General features: G+C 45.3%; 13 protein-coding genes and 1 pseudogene. All 14 read left to right on the top strand.

The features are described 5' to 3' along the window. Nucleotide 1 precedes the first annotated feature (1 nt). The 14 genes and pseudogenes from V1225_RS01275 (at nt 2) to V1225_RS01210 (ending at nt 17,129) form a co-directional block, all read left to right on the top strand. Nucleotides 2-3,910 carry a tail fiber domain-containing protein gene (locus V1225_RS01275; RefSeq protein WP_338547301.1) on the top strand — a complete coding sequence of 1,303 codons (3,909 nt, stop codon included), beginning with the start codon at nt 2-4 and terminating at the stop codon, nt 3,908-3,910. After that, on the top strand, nt 3,879-4,046 hold the full coding sequence (locus tag V1225_RS01270; RefSeq protein WP_251615175.1) for a hypothetical protein: 168 nt from the start codon (nt 3,879-3,881) through the stop codon (nt 4,044-4,046). The genes V1225_RS01275 and V1225_RS01270 overlap by 32 nt, the downstream gene beginning before the upstream one ends. Nucleotides 4,047-4,049: 3 nt before the next feature. Further along, nucleotides 4,050-4,340, top strand: a complete 291-nt coding sequence (locus V1225_RS01265) for a hypothetical protein (protein ID WP_251615178.1) — start codon at nt 4,050-4,052, stop codon at nt 4,338-4,340. 1 nt (nt 4,341) lies between these two features. Beyond that, on the top strand, nt 4,342-5,787 hold the full coding sequence (locus V1225_RS01260; protein ID WP_338547299.1) for a hypothetical protein: 1,446 nt from the start codon (nt 4,342-4,344) through the stop codon (nt 5,785-5,787). 11 nt (nt 5,788-5,798) lie between these two features. After that, nucleotides 5,799-7,826 (top strand): glycine-rich protein, encoded by a 2,028-nt coding sequence (locus V1225_RS01255; RefSeq protein WP_251615183.1) that lies wholly within the window; start codon nt 5,799-5,801, stop codon nt 7,824-7,826. A 286-nt stretch (nt 7,827-8,112) separates the two neighbouring features. Beyond that, nucleotides 8,113-8,604, top strand: coding sequence for a DUF3990 domain-containing protein (locus V1225_RS01250; RefSeq protein ID WP_160201814.1), 492 nt, complete (start codon nt 8,113-8,115; stop codon nt 8,602-8,604). An 11-nt stretch (nt 8,605-8,615) separates the two neighbouring features. Further along, nucleotides 8,616-8,855 (top strand): hypothetical protein, encoded by a 240-nt coding sequence (locus V1225_RS01245; protein ID WP_160201813.1) that lies wholly within the window; start codon nt 8,616-8,618, stop codon nt 8,853-8,855. 2 nt (nt 8,856-8,857) lie between these two features. Beyond that, complete coding sequence (locus tag V1225_RS01240; RefSeq protein ID WP_160201812.1) at nt 8,858-9,073, top strand: DUF3791 domain-containing protein; 216 nt, start codon at nt 8,858-8,860, stop codon at nt 9,071-9,073. Nucleotides 9,074-9,392: 319 nt separating this feature from the next. Next, nucleotides 9,393-12,953: an AMP-binding protein gene (locus tag V1225_RS01235; RefSeq protein ID WP_338547296.1), complete on the top strand. Its 3,561-nt coding sequence runs from the start codon at nt 9,393-9,395 to the stop codon at nt 12,951-12,953. Nucleotides 12,954-13,031: 78 nt separating this feature from the next. After that, nucleotides 13,032-13,511: a transcription elongation factor GreA gene (gene greA / locus V1225_RS01230; RefSeq protein ID WP_338547294.1), complete on the top strand. Its 480-nt coding sequence runs from the start codon at nt 13,032-13,034 to the stop codon at nt 13,509-13,511. Between the two features lie 17 nt (nt 13,512-13,528). Then, entirely contained in the window at nt 13,529-15,067 is a 1,539-nt protein-coding gene (gene lysS, locus V1225_RS01225) for a lysine--tRNA ligase (RefSeq protein WP_338547292.1), read from the top strand. Between the two features lie 151 nt (nt 15,068-15,218). Continuing rightward, nucleotides 15,219-15,581 carry a hypothetical protein gene (locus V1225_RS01220; RefSeq protein ID WP_160201808.1) on the top strand — a complete coding sequence of 121 codons (363 nt, stop codon included), beginning with the start codon at nt 15,219-15,221 and terminating at the stop codon, nt 15,579-15,581. 163 nt (nt 15,582-15,744) lie between these two features. Continuing rightward, nucleotides 15,745-16,164, top strand: a pseudogene (locus tag V1225_RS01215) (CHAP domain-containing protein); the annotation flags it as partial. Nucleotides 16,165-16,316: 152 nt separating this feature from the next. Further along, nucleotides 16,317-17,129, top strand: coding sequence for a phosphate ABC transporter substrate-binding protein (locus V1225_RS01210; RefSeq protein WP_160201807.1), 813 nt, complete (start codon nt 16,317-16,319; stop codon nt 17,127-17,129). Nucleotides 17,130-17,144 lie beyond the last annotated feature (15 nt).

The raw sequence follows: 17,144 nt of genomic DNA, 5'->3' as shown, positions 1-17,144 counted from the left end.
GATGATTGTAAATTTTCATGATTTGCAGATGGAGCCGGGCGGAAAGCTGAGACAGCCGGTGCTGTTTCTGAAGACCATGACTGGTGCGCCGATTTGTCCGGTGAGCGGGTATTATGATCTGCAGGCGGAGTTTCGCTTTAACGATGTATCGGAAATCAGTTTCAGTGTGCCAAGGCAGTACATGGACGGCGACAGGCTTTCGGACAATCCGTGTTTTGAAAAACTTTCCGGTATGCGCACAGTCACCATGGAGCCTTACGGCACTTTTATTCTGGTTAATCCGACGGTCAAAGACGATGGAATCACACAGGTGAAAGAATGCAAAGCGTATTCCTTGGAGTACGAACTGAATTACAAGACCGTTTCTGCCATAAGCGGCACCTATATGTTTTACGATCCGGTGGGGAAAAACGAAGATACCATCATGGACATTCTTTTATCGGGGGTTCCCGGCTGGAAAATCGGACATATCGATACGGCAGTGGCGACCCGTTACAGAACCTTTGATATTTCGGCGGACTCTGTATATTCGCTGATGATGAACACGCTGCAGGAATCCTATTCCTGCATGTTTCTCTTCGAAACGGAAATGCGAGAAATTCACGTTTACGACGCGGAGTCAGCGGTTTCCAATGTGCCGCTGTTTCTCTCAAAGGTCAACCTGATTGAGAACCAAAGCTTTGAGGAACTCAGCGATGAAATCGTCACCTGCCTCAGCGTATACGGTGCGGAGGATACGGATATCACCAGCGTCAATCCTATTGGCGGAAACAAAATTTACAACCTGGACTATTTTATTGAAATCGGAGATATTCCAGAGACGCTGGGTGAGAAGTGGAAACGGTGGCAAGGAGACTGCAAGCAATATCAGAACATTTTCAGCAAGATACATTCCGCAATTTATACGGATTCGACTGTCTGCAATGGTGAAGTCGTACGGCTGGCGGATTTGCAAAAGGATTTGGACGCCCAGCTTCTGGTGATGGATAGTTATAAGACAAATCCTAGTGGAGCACAGGCTGCGGATATCGCTAAATGTCAGCAGCAGATTGACAAGCTGACCGCCGCAGTGGCGAAGCAAAGGCAGGTAGTGGAAAAGCTGGAAAAAAGTCTGGAAGAAAATCACCTCATGCTGGAAGAAATCAGTGGGCTTTGCAGTTTTGACAGGTATTTTACTGCAGATGAGCTGAAGGAACTAAATCCGTATCTGAAAGAGGATTCGCTGCAGGACAGCACTTATGTAGTATCAGAGGTTTCTGACGAGCCGCAGACATGCCGGAAGATCAACGCCTCAGATGGTTATCAGGTGTCGATTACAAAGGGCAACATCAAGGAAATCGGTGATGATAGAAACCTGTCGCCGGAGGAACTGGCGGCGCTGAATCTTTCTGAAACCGAAAAGCGGGAACTCTTGAGGATACTGGAATCGCTGGATACGATTTATTTGGGAAGACGATTTTTCTCCATTGATTTGGGCGTCTTGACCGTGCAGAATACATCCGGTGATTTTTCGCTGACGGGAACCGTGGTGAATTCGACCCTGTCGGTTGAGTCAGAGCCCGGAACCGATGGAAGTTATGGCTGTACCGTAGTGGTTCATGTGGAGCATCCGACTTACAACGGGGATGACGTGAGCTATTCCAACGGAATCTTTGTGGTAAGCGGCAGTTTAACAGGACTTACCCATGAAGAGGCTGGCGCTTTGTCCTTTCAGCTGACCGGCGGCACGTTGACTTTGACCCTGGACGCAAGCCTGTATCAACAACAGAATACAGTGCAGGATTTGTACGATTACGGCGTTTCCTGTCTTGCAAAGCTAGCAAGACCGTCCTATGAGTTTTCGGTGGATAGCGCTAATTTTATGGCGCTTGCTGAATTCAGTGAGCTGCGGGATCAAATTACCCTCGGCAAATCGGTGAATCTGGAGTGGAAGGACGGCGTGTATCTGCAGCCGATTTTGATTGAGATGAAGCTGAATTTTGAGCAGCCAGAAAGCTTTCAGATGACTTTGAGCAATAAGTTCAGAGCCAATCACCCGGAATTTTTGCTGGCAGATACCATCGGAAAAACTGCCAAACAGGCGGCGAGTCTTGACGCCAGCAAGTTCAGCTACAGCGCCTTTCATAATTCTAATATCGAAAACGATGTGGAAAAGCTGATTCACTCGGCGCTGGATGTGAGCAAACGCGCCATCATCAACGGGAAAAATCAGGATGTTTTAATCGACGGTGCGGGGATTCATCTGCGCAGGCTGGCAGATAGAGAAAATCAGGTCTTTGATCCTTGCGAAGTCCGCATGATTCACAATCAGATTGTATTTACCGATGATGGGTGGAATACGGCAGGTCTTGCCTTGGGCAAGCTTTCGGTCGATGTGGACGGCACGGAAAAGTCGGTCATGGGCGTAGTTGCGGAAAGTCTCATTGGAAATATTCTCATCGGAAACAAATTGACCATCGAAGCAACCGGTGTGGATGCTGTGACCCAGCAGCCGAATCTAACCCACTTTCGAGTGGACGGCAGCGGCGCTTATCTGGGCAACGCTGCCTTTGTGATGCAGGGCGCGCCCCATGACGGGATTCCTGGAAATCAGATGGTATTGGATCCCCGCTACGGTCTTGTGGCAGGCGACCATACCCTGTTTTCCATCGGAAGCGGCGGTGCGGAGGCGAACTTTATCGACGATGACGGAAAAGTGGTTTACGATGCTACAGGCGTGATGCCTGAGGGCGCGTCCTTGTACTTTGACGCCGAAAGCGGAAACGCCAGCTTTCGCGGCAATGTCTATGCGGAAAACGGGTGCTTTAAGGGTAGAGTCGAGGCGACGGAAGGCTACTTCAACGGAAAAATCCAGACCTCTAATCTGGTAATCGAGGACAATGCCGTTGTGCAGGGGCTAGAAGTCGGGAAGAATGTGACCATGGGAGCGGATGCAAAGATTACATGGGAACAGCTGCCTTCGGGTGTGGCATCGGCAGGTGCGGTAACTGCCATTACCCAGAATGCGATTCAGACGGGAGATTTGCACCTTGGCGGGAAGCTTTATCATATCACAGATGGTGATGCATGGTGGGGCGCGAATGCAAAAGAATATCTTCTTTTAGGTGTAAATGGCAACAATAATTTGCAAATCGGTTCACCGTCAACGAATGTGGAATATGAAGATATCACCATGTATGCCAGAGAACATATGTATTTTATGCCCGGTGGGGCAAAGGTTATGAAGGAAACTGACGGAAGTGGTGGATGGACAGTAAGATTGAGTAACGACAGTTCATTCCAAGGCATGAAGGTTAGAGGACAATTGACGATAAGTGATGTAATAAATGCTAATGGAGGGATAAACGTCAAATCAATAGATGCAGATTTCATGAATATAAGAAGTATCGTTGCATCAGGAACTATTCGAGCTGACTATTTTGGAACTAACAGCAACTATGCCACATTGGTACATGCGAACAATGTATGTATTCATACAAATACTACTATATCTAACAATGATTGTGGTTTTAGCAGTAGTGGGTATTTACAGAAATATAGCGGTTCGTCAAAACGTTTTAAACATGATATCAATGATATGAGTGGCGAACTTATTAAAAAAATCTATGGACTTTACGATATCGAGATAAAGGAATGGGTCTACAACGATGATTACATTGATAGCGAAGATCAGTTATATCAAACTACAACTTTTGGACTGATTGCAGAAGATGTATATTCTGTTTTACCAGATGCTGTTATTCTGGATAAGGACGGTCTTGTTGAAAATTATAGGGATAGGCATCTTTTGAATGCCATGCTTGTTTTAATCCAAGACCAAAAAAAGGAAATCGACAAACTGAAAGAATCTTTAGAAGAACTGAAAGGAGAAATGAAAAATGGAATACGAGAAACTGAACAACATTTATAACACGTTAAATCTGGTGGAAACCAAAGGACAGTCTACGGTGCTGATGGCGGCATGCCTTAGCACTTTGCGGGAAGTCCTTGCAGCGGCATCTGCAAGACCTTTGCAGGATTCGTCGCAGGAAAAAAAGGAGGGATAAGCGATGCGCAGAGGAACGACACCAACTTTGCAATTTGAGACAGAATGGGATTGGACAGGCTACGAACTGCTGCTGACCATGAGCGGCGGCACGGAAAAGTCGGAACTGACCTTTGACGACAGCAGGCTGACCGTGGACGGTTCCACCGTATATCTGTCTTTGACACAGGCGGAGACGCTACAGTTTGAAAAGTCAGTGCAGTGTCAGATTAAAGGAAAAAAGGACGGGGTGGTAGTGGCGACTGATATTGTTCGTGTAAAAGTACTACCGATTTTGAACGAGGAGGTTATGTAAGATGGAAAAAACCATAGGAATGTCACTTCTGAACACAGAAGTAATCAGAATGTCTTCTGAGAATGTGCTAAAAGGTGACAAAGGGGAAAAAGGCGATGCTTTTACCTACGAAGATTTTACGCAGGAACAGCTTGCGGCTTTGCGCGGTCCGAAAGGCGAGCAGGGTGAGAAAGGTGAAAAAGGCGACCGGGGTGAACAGGGTATACAGGGCATTCCGGGAGAAAAAGGTGACACCGGTGAACGTGGGCCGCAAGGTCCGCAGGGGCTTCAGGGAGAAACAGGCGCCCAGGGACCGAAAGGAGAAACCGGCAGAGGTTTTATTGTAAGCGGCTATTTTGCCTCGCTGGCAGAACTGCAGGCACAGGTTACGCCGTTTGAAGGAGCGGCTTATGGCATCGGCACAGCGCAGCCCTATGACATTTATATTTACGATGCGGCAGGCGGCAGGTGGGTCAACAACGGACCACTGCAGGGCGCGAAGGGCGACAAAGGAGATAAAGGCGATGCGGGTATGACTGCAGAAGAGTTTCAGGCGGTGCTGGATGCAAAACTGGATGCTAGCACGGATTTGATTACTGTGAAAGAAGTATCAGCGACAAACAGCATACTGATAAAAGGAACCAAGCCGTACGATGATGGTGAAACGCACTTGGACTTTTCGAGAACTTCGACTGAAAATGGTAAGCTGAATATTGACCTCAATGATTCAATGCTCAATCTGATTGGCAAAACGGATACTGGAACGCAGGAATTTCACATCTATAATTCTGGAAATTCACTATATGTGAGCGGAGATGGAATGGGCGTCGTGGCGGAAATAGACGCTGCCAGCAGAAAGCTACGCTTAAACAATGTGGAAGATCCCGCCTTGGATAATAGCGCGGCCAATAAGAAATACGTGGATGAAAAATTTTCACAAATTCCAGATGTCGATACTACGAATCTTGTGCAAAAGACTGGCGGCACTATGACTGGTAAACTCACTTTTACAGCTGATGAAAGTTATAACGAATATAAAAATGTACAATTTGTACCGATTAATAAGAATGGAAAAACTGCACTATTAATAGGACAGCAAGATGCATCTAGCGTTCCAGATATTCTATTTAATAAGAGTAAATTGCATTTCGGACCAACTAATATACCTGGAGAAACAGTGCTTTATGGGGATGCAAATAGTTTTGCTATTTTCTCTGAATTTAAAGACATTACAGGTGCAGCAATTGTTGATGGAGGATGTTTGAGTTTTGGTGGGAACGAAACGAAATTAGGAGTCTATGATGCCGCAGGAAATATGAAATATATTACATTGAATGCGAATGGCATGTATAATTCAAACGGAGTTGCAGACAATGGTGGATATTTCAGAAACATCCAAATTAGTACATCAGAACCAACATCCTCCGATGGCAAAAATGGCGATATCTGGATTGTGTATGAGGAATAAGGAGGTGCAACATGGCAGAGATAATGCGGGCGCCGGATATTGGCGGCGATAATATCGAAAGTTTTATCAATACTGGTGTAACGGTTGGTCAAATCATCAATAGACCTTATCTTGGTAAAGCATATGAAGTGGCGCTGCCTCCGGCAAAGTATAAAATTGAGGTATGGGGCGCAGAAGGCGGGTACAGATCTTCTTCCACATACGCTGGAAAAGGTGGATATTCTGTAGGAGAATTAACGCTTACAGAAGATACCAATTTATATGTATATGTAGGCGGTGCAGGGAATACAGGAAAAACTTCTGGAGGCTTTAATGGAGGTGGCGCGCGCACTACATATAATGGAGGTGGTGGTGCGACTGATGTGAGAATTGGTCAGAATTCGCTTTACGCCAGAGTAATTGTTGCAGGCGGAGGCGGCTCTGATGGCGCTCCTAGTAAAAAAGGTATGTATGGCGGTGGCCTGACGGGCGGCTCGACTACAGAAAGCTTTGGCAGCGGCGGAGGCGGCGGAACGCAGATTGCTGGCGGAACTGGCAGTACTTCGGCATCGGGAAAGGGTCTGGCAGGGACTTACGGCGATTTCGGAGTTGGAGGCAAAGGATATAATGCTTCTTCTGGTTATGCCGGCGCAGGCGGAGGCGGCTGGTATGGCGGAGCAGGTTCCTATCCGGACGGTTCTGGAGATGATGACCGCGGCGGTGGAGGCGGCAGTGGTTATGTCTATACTGCTGAGACTTCCTCTCGTTATCCTTCGGGGTGTTTGCTGGACGCTGCGTATTATTTGGAAAATGCTGAGACGATTTCCGGAAATGAAAGCTTTCTGTCACCTGCAGGAACCGCAGAAAACGGTCATTCTGGCGATGGATACTGCCGAATTACGGTGCTGGAATTGCCGAAGAAAAATGATTTTTGCGGTTATATGAAAGTAGATGGAAACCAAAAGAAAATAGATTCTGGCTTTGTGAAAACAGGTGGCAGTTGGAGAAATGTTAAAAGCATCTTCACCAAGATAGACGGCGTCTGGAAAAAGTCCGCGAAAGTATTTCCTAATGGGAAAATCTGGACTTTGCTTGAAACTGCACCAAGCCAGCTGCAAAGTATTGCCTATAATGATGATTTGAGAATTTTTAGAGCAACAGACGGAAGTAAAAATCATTACTATTCTGTAGATGGATTTGAATGGATAAAAGACAACTTACCAAGTGAAAGTCTGACAATAGGATATGGAAATGGAAAATATATTGCTTTTTCATATAGTTCTTCAAATTTATTTTATGAATCCACCGATGGAAAAAATTGGACCAGTAAAACAACTTCAAATTACAGAGAGAATATTTCCGCTATAACATATGGAAATGGAATCTGGGTCGGTAAAAAAGCTTCGAGCGGAATCGTCTATTCTACGGACGGTGGTATCACTTGGACAGTTAGCAACATTACCAGCACTGAACTCTATGGTATATACTACGCTAATGGGCTATGGCTGTTATATGGAGGAAGCAGTTCAAATCAACCGTTTTATTATTCGACGGATGGTAAAACGTGGATTGCTACAGACTTCTCAAAAGCAAAAATCAATGAAATAACTTATGCAAACAATCATTGGGTGGCCTGTAGTTACGATGGCGTGTATTATTCGAAGGATGGCAAAACATGGAGTGTATCCAGTGAAATACAATACATACATTGCTATAACGCTGAATATGATGCCGACCATAATATATGGTGCGTCTCGACTTACAATCATGGAGTTGCTTACTCTACAGACGGTATAACATGGACATATAACGCACCCGGAACGGCTTCTAATTATTTTACACACATCATTTATAGAAATAAAATGTGGGTAGGAATGACTTATTCTGATGGATTATATTTTTCCAAAGATGGGGTAAATTGGAGCCAGAGTAATCTTACCGAAAGCAGTATTACGGCAGATATAGTCTATGGGAATAAAAAATGGATTGCTCCTTTAAAAATTTCTCAAGGTGGTGGAAGATATGATTATAAAACATACTATTCGATAGGAGCAGAGTAAAGAGTTAAAGCAGCATTTGCACAGGAAAAAGGGGGTGTAATTAGGTGCTTAGCATTAGTTTATACTGACAGACTCATTTGACAGGCACTGAAATGGATCCAGAAGCAGCCACTTTTTCCTCTGTCGAAAAATGACGAAATCTGCGGTAAAATGCGGCGAAAAACTATACAAAATGTTACAAATTCGTTGTAAAATGATTCTGATTATGTTAGGATTAAGAAAATAAGCGAGGGGGTAAAATCCTCCCCTGCCTGCGGGAGATTGAAGACTTGATTGGAGGTGCAGGATGCGTTTATATCATGGGAGTAATGTGGAGGTACCCGCACCTAAATTGATTCGGCAGAATCGGTTCCTGGATTTTGGTTTTGGATTTTATACTACGACGAATAGAGAACAGGCGATTGCCTTTGCGGACAAGGTATATAAGCGTAGCAGAGAAGGTAGCAGAGTTGTGAATATATATGAAATTGACGAAACTGTCGCCTTTGCGGAATGCTTTGTACTGCGTTTTGCGTTTCCTGACGAAGATTGGTTGGATTTTGTATCGGAGAACAGAGCGGGGACATATGACGGGGACAAATATGACATCATCTATGGACCTGTCGCTGACGACGACGTCTATACGACATTTACGCTTTATAGTGCCGGAGCGCTGACAAAAGAACAGGCTTTGGAGGCACTTAAAATCAAGAAATTGTACAATCAGCTGGTACTGACCTCCGAACATGCGTTAAGCTATCTGCGGTTTATCGGGACTGTGCCGGAAGAAGAACTTTGATGGAGGCAGGAATGGAAAAGAAAAAATTTGAAGCGATGCTGATACTCCTTGTTCCACAGGTGGTCGGCTTGATTGCAGAAAAGTATTGCTGCAGCGAGGTAACTGCTTCAGAGGAATTCTACAGTTCCAAAGTCTATTCTTTTTTGGAACAGGAGGATACTAAGCTGTGGCATTTTAGCCCACTGACCATATTCAATATGTTTGACGAAGAAAAACAAAGGGGAACGTTTACGTTTCCGGAGGAGGCATGACGATGAGCAGAGAAGGAGATTTTCTGATTTACTGCACGGAGCAGTATAAGTCGGCAAAAAATCTGACCGGCGCGCAGGTGGCCGAGCTATTCAGCCGATACAAGGTCTGGAATTACATCTATTCCTGCTTTGAGGCGCTGCACACCACAGGAGAAAATTATATTATCAGAGACATCGATTTGTACATTGAAGAGAGAAAGGCGGCAACGGTATCATAACGGATTGCCGCCGTTTTTTATTTGCAGTGCGCTGCTGGCAAAGTGCTGCATTGCTCCACGTTTCGCCCTAAGCCCCATCAAAGAAAACCGTTCCACACAGTCCCCAAAATCTTGAGGAAGATGTTACAAACCGGCGGCTACAACTCCGAAATTATCTTACGGCTTGAAAACCGCCCTATTTCTTTAAAATTTTTTAAATATTTTCCTCATGACTTCTGCAAATCTATTGCGGAAACCACCTAAAAATGGTAAAATAATAAATTAATGGTTAAGTAAAATTTTGCCCATAGAAGGCGGGAGAAAAGAGAGATAAATCGATATGAACAACAAGAAATATGACGGCGTATACTACCCGGTGCGGGAAGTTGCGGACTTAAAAGACATGATTGAAAGCAGCGCGTCGCTTTATAAAGATGTGCCTGCGTATTTACAGAAGGATAAGCCGGGCGGAACTTTTCAGCCGATTACCTTTGGCGAATTTAAAGAGAAAATGGATGCTCTGGGAACCAGGCTCCTTGACCTGGGACTTGGAGGCAAGAAAATCGCAGTGGTCGGTGAAAGCTGCTGGCAGTGGATTTTGACCTACTTTGCAGTGGTCTGCGGTGTCGGCGTTATCGTACCGCTGGATAAGAACCTGCCTATCGATGAGATGAAGAGTCTGGTGCAGCGCTCCGGTGCAAGCGCCCTGGTATATACGAAACGCAGCGAAAAGGCGCTGGCGCCTCTTTTTGAAGAAAAATATGACGTGGAACACTTTATTTCCATGGGGCAGAGCGAGCACAGCGAGAAGGCGCTTTCCTTGGATGAACTCATTGAAGAGGGCGAGCAGCTATTAAAAGAAGGCATACGCGACTACGTGGATGCTGAGATTGACAGAGAGCAGCTGGCGACCCTGATGTTTACTTCCGGTACTACGGGTACGTCCAAGGGCGTTATGCTTTCCCACAAGAATATCGTTGCCAATGTAGTCAGCATGTCCAAGCTGGTTCATGTGCCAGTTGGGACAAAGACTTTGTCCATTTTACCGATTCACCACGCCTATGAGTTTACTTGTGATATCTGCACCTGTTTTTATCAGGGCGGTACAGTGGTAATTTGCGAAGGCATCAAGTACATTCAGAAGAATATGAACGAAGTGCATAACCAGATTATGCTGGGCGTGCCTCTCGTCTTCGAAAAAATGTACAAAGGCATGTGGAAGCAGGCTGAAAAGCAGGGCGAGGCGGAAAAGCTGCGCAAGGCAATTGACCTGTCCAAGAAACTGAAACTTTACAACAATCCGAAGCTGATGAAAAAGCTGTTTAAGGCAATTCATCAGAATTTCGGCAACAATATCACCCTGCTCATCGCAGGTGGCGCTGCAATCGATCCGAAAGTCATCGAAGATTTTGAGGCTATGGGGCTTCCGATGATTCAAGGCTACGGCATGAGTGAATGCGCACCGATTATCGCAGTAAATCAGGACAGATACAGCAAAGCCGCCTCAGTCGGAAAACCGATGCCTGGCACAAAGGTTCGCATTGAGAACCCCGACGAAGACGGAATCGGTGAAGTGGTCTGCAAGTGTGACTCCGTCATGATTGGGTATTACAACAATCAGGAAGCTACCGACGAGGTGCTGAAAGACGGCTGGCTTTACACTGGCGACTTGGGATATCTTGATGAGGACGGTTTCCTCTACCTGACCGGCAGAAAGAAGACCGTCATCGTTACCAAAGGCGGCAAGAATATCTTCCCTGAGGAAGTGGAAACTGTGCTCATGGAAGATGAACTGATACAGGAAGCGCTGGTGTATGGCAGAGAAGACGACAAAGTCGGCAATGTGATGATTACCGCCGATATTTTCCCGAATTACCCGCTTTTGAAAGAGCGTTTTGGCGAGATGAGCAGCAGCGATGTCTATCATTTTTACAAGGAACTGGTCGACAAAACCAACAAAAAAATGCCGACGTATAAGGCAATCAAACGCATCAATATCAGAGAAACAGAATTTGATAAGACGACCACCGGAAAGATTAAGCGCTACGGTAACTTTGCAGCGGACAGCGTGCAGACAGAGCCGCAGGAAAAGCCTGGTTATGCGCAGATGAAGGATGCTGAGATGAAGAGGGCAAAGGCTTTTGTGAAAGCGATTTCTGAAAGCACGGATCCTTACGTAAGATATAAGGAGAGCCGTCCGATTACGGATATCAAGCACATGATCGAGACCAGCGCAGACCTTTACGGGGACAACGTCGCCTTTATGCAGAAATTTGAGAAAGACGCTCCGTATACAGCAATCACATATAAACAGGCGCTTGCCGATGTCAACGGTCTGGGAACGGCGCTGATTAACCGCGGTCTGAAAGGAAAACGCGTTGCAGTTATTGGGGAAACCTGCTATCAGTGGGAGTCTTCTTATCTGGCAGTGTTATGCGGAACTGGTGTTGTAGTGCCTCTGGATAAAGAACTTGGCGAGCAAGAACTGAAAGCACAGATTATCGATGCCGAGGTTTCCGGCGTTATCTTCGGCGGAAAATTTGCGAACCTGTTCCGTGAAATGAAGGCGAGCGGAGATACGAAGCTGGAAGTTTTGGTAGACTTTGACATAGAAGCACATGAAGAGGAAATTCTTTCCTGGAAGGCTTTGGTGCAGGAGGGAAAAGCGCTGGTTGCCCAGGGAGATAGACAGTTCCTGGATGCGGAAATCTACGGCGATGAAATGAGCGTGATTCTGTATACGTCCGGAACCACGGGCATTGCCAAGGGGGTTATGCTGTCTCACTACAATCTGGCGAGCAACCTGATGAGCGCACCGACGATTTTGAAAGTCAATCCGACTGATATTTTCTTCTCAGTGCTGCCGGTGCACCACACCTACGAGTGTACCTGCGCGTTCCTGATGCCGCTTTACAAAGGCGCCGCAATCGCGTACTGCCAGGGCTTGAAATATATCACAAAGAGCCTTGAAGAGGTGAAACCGACTATGCTTCTTGGCGTGCCGGTGCTCATTGAGACTTTATATAAGAAGATTTGGAAAAATGTCAGAGCAAAAGGCAAAGAAAAGATGCTGAAACGGCTTCTGACAATGAATAGAAAGACCAAGAAGATGGGTGTGTCCATCAGCAAGCCGTTTACCAAGGAAATTCTGGAAGTATTTGGCGGTAGAATGCGTGTTATCATTTCCGGCGGCGCGGCAATCGACCCTGAGATTTTACAGTTCTTCAATGACCTGGACATTGTTTGTGTGCAGGGCTGCGGTTTGACGGAGTGTTCACCGATGACAGCGCTGAATCCGGACGTCGAAAAAGATATGCGACTTGCTTCTGTGGGACATCTGCTGCCTGGCATGGAAGTCAGAATTGCAGAGCCTGACGAAGACGGCGTTGGCGAGATTTGCTACAAAGGCGATAATGTAATGCTGGGATATTACAAGAATCCCGAAGCGACTGCAGCGGTAATGGAAGACGGGTGGCTTCATACCGGTGATCTGGGTTATGTGGATAAAGAGAACTTCATATATATTACAGGAAGAAAGAAAAATGTGATCATCACTAAGAACGGTAAGAATGTTTTTCCGGAAGAGCTGGAATACTATCTGAGCGCTGTACCATATATTTCAGAAAGTATGGTGTGGGGAGATGAGGTTGAAGCTGGAAACGATATGACCATCGCAGCGACAGTCATCTTAGATGAAGAGGAAATCAGCGAAGCGCTGGGAGAAGCCTTTACCGAAGAGGATGTAAAAGGACTGGTATGGGAAGCCGTTGATCAGATCAATGAAAGACTTCCGTATTATAAAAAAATCAAAAAGCTTCACATCCGCAGGGAGGATTTTGAGAAGACCACAGGTAAAAAAATAAAACGTTTCGTCGAAGGAAACAAAAAAGGAAACAAGTAAAGGGCGAAAACATTGACAAATGCACAATTTTAGAGTATAATACTCGGACTATGGCATTGCTGAAAGGAGAATTAGAATATGTCAGAAGAAATACTTCTAACCCAGGAGGGTTATGATAAATTAGAGGCCGAAAGAGACATGCTGGTATCCGTTAGAAGAAAAGAAGTTTCCGAAAGATTGAAGGAAGCGATTTCTTACGGAGACCTTTCCGAAAACGCAGAATACGATGCCGCTAAAAATGAGCAGGCTGAACTGGAAGAGAAAATCCACAAACTGGAAACCATGATGAGAAATGCAAAGATTATCAACGAAGATGAAGTTTCCGGCGATCACGTAAACGTAGGTTTGACTGTAAGAGTAGTAGAGACACAGACCGGTGAGGAGCAGTCCTTTGTTATCGTAGGATCTACAGAAGCAGACCCGTTTGCAGAGCCTGCCAGAATTTCCAACGAATCACTTGTAGGTCAGGGACTCCTCGGAAAAGGAATTGGCGAGGTTGCCGAAATCGTAGTTCCGGATGGGGTGCTGCACTACAGAATTGAAGAAATAACTAAGTAGTATAAAGGATGATAGATATGAGTACACAAGATAACAACATGAATGTAAATCCGGAAGTTGAGGAACTTTCGGAAGAAAATCTGAATGAGCAGAGATTGATCAGAAGAGAAAAGCTGAAGAAACTGCAGGAAGCTGGCAGAAATCCTTTTGTCAACGAAACATGGGATGTGACTGCCCATAGCATGGACATCAAAGATAACTTTGACGCCATGGAGGATCAGGAAGTGTCCTGCGCCGGAAGAATCATGGCGTTCAGAAGAATGGGCAAGATGGCTTTTGTCGACATTCAGGATAAGCAGGGCAGAATCCAGTGCGTAGTCAAGAGAGACGACATCGGCACAGATGAATACACCTGGTTTAAGACTTATGATATCGGTGATATCATCGGTGTAGAAGGAACTATTTTTAAGACAAAAGCAGGGGAAATTTCCATTCAGGTAAAGAGACTGGTACTTTTATCCAAGTCATTGCAGGTGCTGCCAAACAAGTGGCATGGTTTGAAGGATACGGATATCCGCTACAGACAGAGATATGTGGACTTAATCGTAAATCCTGATGTCAGAGAGACTTTCTATAAGAGAGCAAAGATTATCCATGAGATCAAGAGAGTACTGGAAGAGGATTACAACTTCCTGGAAGTGGATACACCGATTCTGACTACCATTGCAGGCGGCGCCAACGCAAGACCGTTCAATACCCATCACAATACTTTGGACATCGACATGAAACTGCGTATTTCCAATGAGCTCTATCTGAAACGTCTCATCGTAGGCGGTCTGGATCGAGTTTATGAAATGGGCAAGATGTTCAGAAATGAGGGCATGGACAGAAATCACAGTCCTGAGTATACTTCCATGGAATGCTATATGGCGTATGGCAACATGGAAAGCATGATGGACGTAACAGAGCAGGTAATCTACAAGGCAGCCATGGCTGTAAACGGTACACCAGTTATCACTTATCAGGGCAAGGATTTTGATGTGACTCCGCCTTGGAGAAGACTGGATATGACCGATGCTGTAAAGGAAATTACCGGCGTTGATTTCCACAAGATTGACTCTGACGAAGATGCAAGAGCGGCAGCTATCGCCTATGGCATGGATGCTGATGAAGTGAAGGAAATGACACGCGGCAAGATTATTGCTGAGATGTTTGAAGAATACTGCGAAGATGTTCCGGGCTATCTGGACGGACCGGTCTTTGTTGTGGGTCACCCTGTAGAGATTTCACCGCTGGCAAAGAGAGACCCGAAAGATCCGAGAATCACCAGAAGATTCGAAGGCTACATCAATGGATGGGAAGTCTGCAATGCGTTCTCCGAACTGAACGATCCGATCGACCAGTTCGAGAGATTTACCGAGCAGCAGGCACAGCTTGATTCCGGTGAAGATGATGAAGCACATCCAATGGATATGGACTTTGTCAATGCGCTGGAAGTAGGTCTTCCACCGACAGGCGGACTTGGAATTGGAATCGACAGAGTGGTTATTTTGATCACCGATTCCCCGAGCATTAGAGATATCATCCTGTTCCCGACGATGAAACCAATGGACTAAAAAATCCCATAATTTCTAAGATTAAGACCTTGAGAGGACAACACCTTTCAAGGTCTTTTTTGCGTTGTGCGGTGTATCCGGTCGCAAACTACAGGTTTTCTTTGATTTTCAATACAATCTAATTGCAAGGGAAATACAGGAGGGAAAGCCTATGAATAAACAGACATATATAACAGAGGAAGAAAGGGAAAAATGCAGAAAGGTTGCCAATGCCTTTTTGGAAATCTATCAGGAAGATGATGTGCTGGTGGTGGACGCCGGAAGGTTCGGGTTTGTGAAATTGCAGAATTATATGCCAAACGAGGGATTTGACAGTGTCACGACTTATACGGACAGCAGGGATATGTTGGAGGACTTATGGCAGGATTGGCTGATTACACAGCTTTTTGCTCTTTCAAAAGGAACGCCGATGGAAGATTTTACGCAGGAGGAGTTATTAAAGATATTGCCGACGAAAAAGCAGAAGGAATTTGCTTATAAAAAGATTTGCTTTATGAATAAAGCCGCAATTTGAAATGGTTTTTAATATGTGGATAGCAATGTTTCCCTGAGATAAAGAAGCTTCTCAGGGGAATTTTTTGTCTCAATTCGCAAACTACAAGGACTACCTTGCCGAATTGCTGAAAGATGAAAACAATTCGCTTTGGTCGGCTGTCCTTTATGGTATCTCGTACAGCAGCGATCAGATTGTAACCGTTGCGTTGTCTCAGGTCGGTAATGTCGGCGGTGAACCGTACTGGAGCTGGTATGGATTTGGCAGTCGTGTGGAATGGTGTGCCTGTTTCGTAAGCTGGTGCGCTAACGAGTGCGGCTATATTGATACTGGGGTTATCCCGAAATTTGCGGGCTGCGTCAACGGCGCACAATGGTTTAAGGACAGAGGACAATGGCTTGACGGATCTGCCGAGCCTGTTCCCGGAATGATTATTTTCTTTGATTGGGAGAGCGATGGTGAAACCGATCATGTTGTAATTGTGGAAAAAGTCGAAAACGGTATTGTTTACACCGTAGAAGGCAATTCCGGCGATAGCTGCCGAATCAATCAGTATTCAATAGGGAATTATCAGATTTACGGATACGGTGTGCCACAGTATTAGAAAACAAGCCGTTTGCAGAAATGCAAGCGGCTTACATAAAATCAACTTTACAATGTTTTTACAATCGCAAGATAACGAATTTGATGTTCGGTCGGTATAATAAAACCGTAATCGAAAAGATTATAGAGAAAAAACAAAAGGAGAATTTGATTATGAAAACAAAGAAAATACTTGCATTAGCACTTGGCGCAGTTTGTGTTTTCGGTATGCTTGCCGGATGTGGAAAACAGGAAACAGGTACAGTTTCAACAGATGGTTCTACCTCTATGGAAAAAGTAATCGGCTCGTTGAAAGAAACCTTTGAGGCAGAGAACGAAGGAATTACCGTTACATACAATCCCACTGGTTCTGGTACAGGCATTACAGCAGTAGCGGAAGGACGCTGTGACATCGGACTTTCCAGCCGTGATTTGAAGGATGAAGAAAAAGCAAAAGGACTTGAAGGAACAGTTATTGCTTATGATGGTATTGCAATCATTGTCAATCCCGAAAATACCGTAGATGATCTTACGATTGAGGATATTGCCAAAATCTATACTGGTGAGATTAAAAACTGGAAAGAAGTCGGCGGTAAGGACGCTGAGATTGTCTTAATTGGAAGAGAAGCAGGAAGCGGAACCCGTGACGGCTTTGAATCCATTACGGGAACAAAGGATCAATGCAAATTGAAGCAGGAACTTACCTCTACCGGAGATGTGATTACGACCGTTGCGGGGAATCCGGCAGCAATCGGATATGCGTCTCTTGCTTCCGTAAAGGACAGCGTAAAAGCATTGAAAGTCGGAGGCGTAACGCCCAGCGAAACAACAATTAAGGACGGCAGTTATAAGGTGCAGCGTAATTTTGTGCTGGTTACGAAAACCGAGGGTAAACTGTCTGATGCAGCACAGAAATTCTTTGACTACATTACTTCAAGCGACGCTTCGGAACTAATCAGGAAAGCAGGAGCCGTACCGGTAAAATAAAGGACTGTAAAAGCG

This window comes from Emergencia sp. JLR.KK010, assembly GCF_037018265.1.
GTDB classification, from domain to species: domain Bacteria; phylum Bacillota; class Clostridia; order Peptostreptococcales; family Anaerovoracaceae; genus Senimuribacter; species Senimuribacter intestinalis.
The sequence above is the reverse complement of the archived record's forward strand: the minus strand, read 5'-3'. Positions and strand labels throughout refer to the sequence as shown.

Bases quoted from the DNA above. Each gene is read 5' to 3' on its own strand.
- V1225_RS01275 (WP_338547301.1), top strand. From the start codon at position 2: ATGATTGTAAATTTTCATGATTTGCAGATGGAGCCGGGCGGAAAGCTG.
- V1225_RS01270 (WP_251615175.1), top strand. From the start codon at position 3,879: ATGGAATACGAGAAACTGAACAACATTTATAACACGTTAAATCTGGTG.
- V1225_RS01265 (WP_251615178.1), top strand. From the start codon at position 4,050: ATGCGCAGAGGAACGACACCAACTTTGCAATTTGAGACAGAATGGGAT.
- V1225_RS01260 (WP_338547299.1), top strand. From the start codon at position 4,342: ATGGAAAAAACCATAGGAATGTCACTTCTGAACACAGAAGTAATCAGA.
- V1225_RS01255 (WP_251615183.1), top strand. From the start codon at position 5,799: ATGGCAGAGATAATGCGGGCGCCGGATATTGGCGGCGATAATATCGAA.
- V1225_RS01250 (WP_160201814.1), top strand. From the start codon at position 8,113: ATGCGTTTATATCATGGGAGTAATGTGGAGGTACCCGCACCTAAATTG.
- V1225_RS01245 (WP_160201813.1), top strand. From the start codon at position 8,616: ATGGAAAAGAAAAAATTTGAAGCGATGCTGATACTCCTTGTTCCACAG.
- V1225_RS01240 (WP_160201812.1), top strand. From the start codon at position 8,858: ATGAGCAGAGAAGGAGATTTTCTGATTTACTGCACGGAGCAGTATAAG.
- V1225_RS01235 (WP_338547296.1), top strand. From the start codon at position 9,393: ATGAACAACAAGAAATATGACGGCGTATACTACCCGGTGCGGGAAGTT.
- greA (WP_338547294.1), top strand. From the start codon at position 13,032: ATGTCAGAAGAAATACTTCTAACCCAGGAGGGTTATGATAAATTAGAG.
- lysS (WP_338547292.1), top strand. From the start codon at position 13,529: ATGAGTACACAAGATAACAACATGAATGTAAATCCGGAAGTTGAGGAA.
- V1225_RS01220 (WP_160201808.1), top strand. From the start codon at position 15,219: ATGAATAAACAGACATATATAACAGAGGAAGAAAGGGAAAAATGCAGA.
- V1225_RS01210 (WP_160201807.1), top strand. From the start codon at position 16,317: ATGAAAACAAAGAAAATACTTGCATTAGCACTTGGCGCAGTTTGTGTT.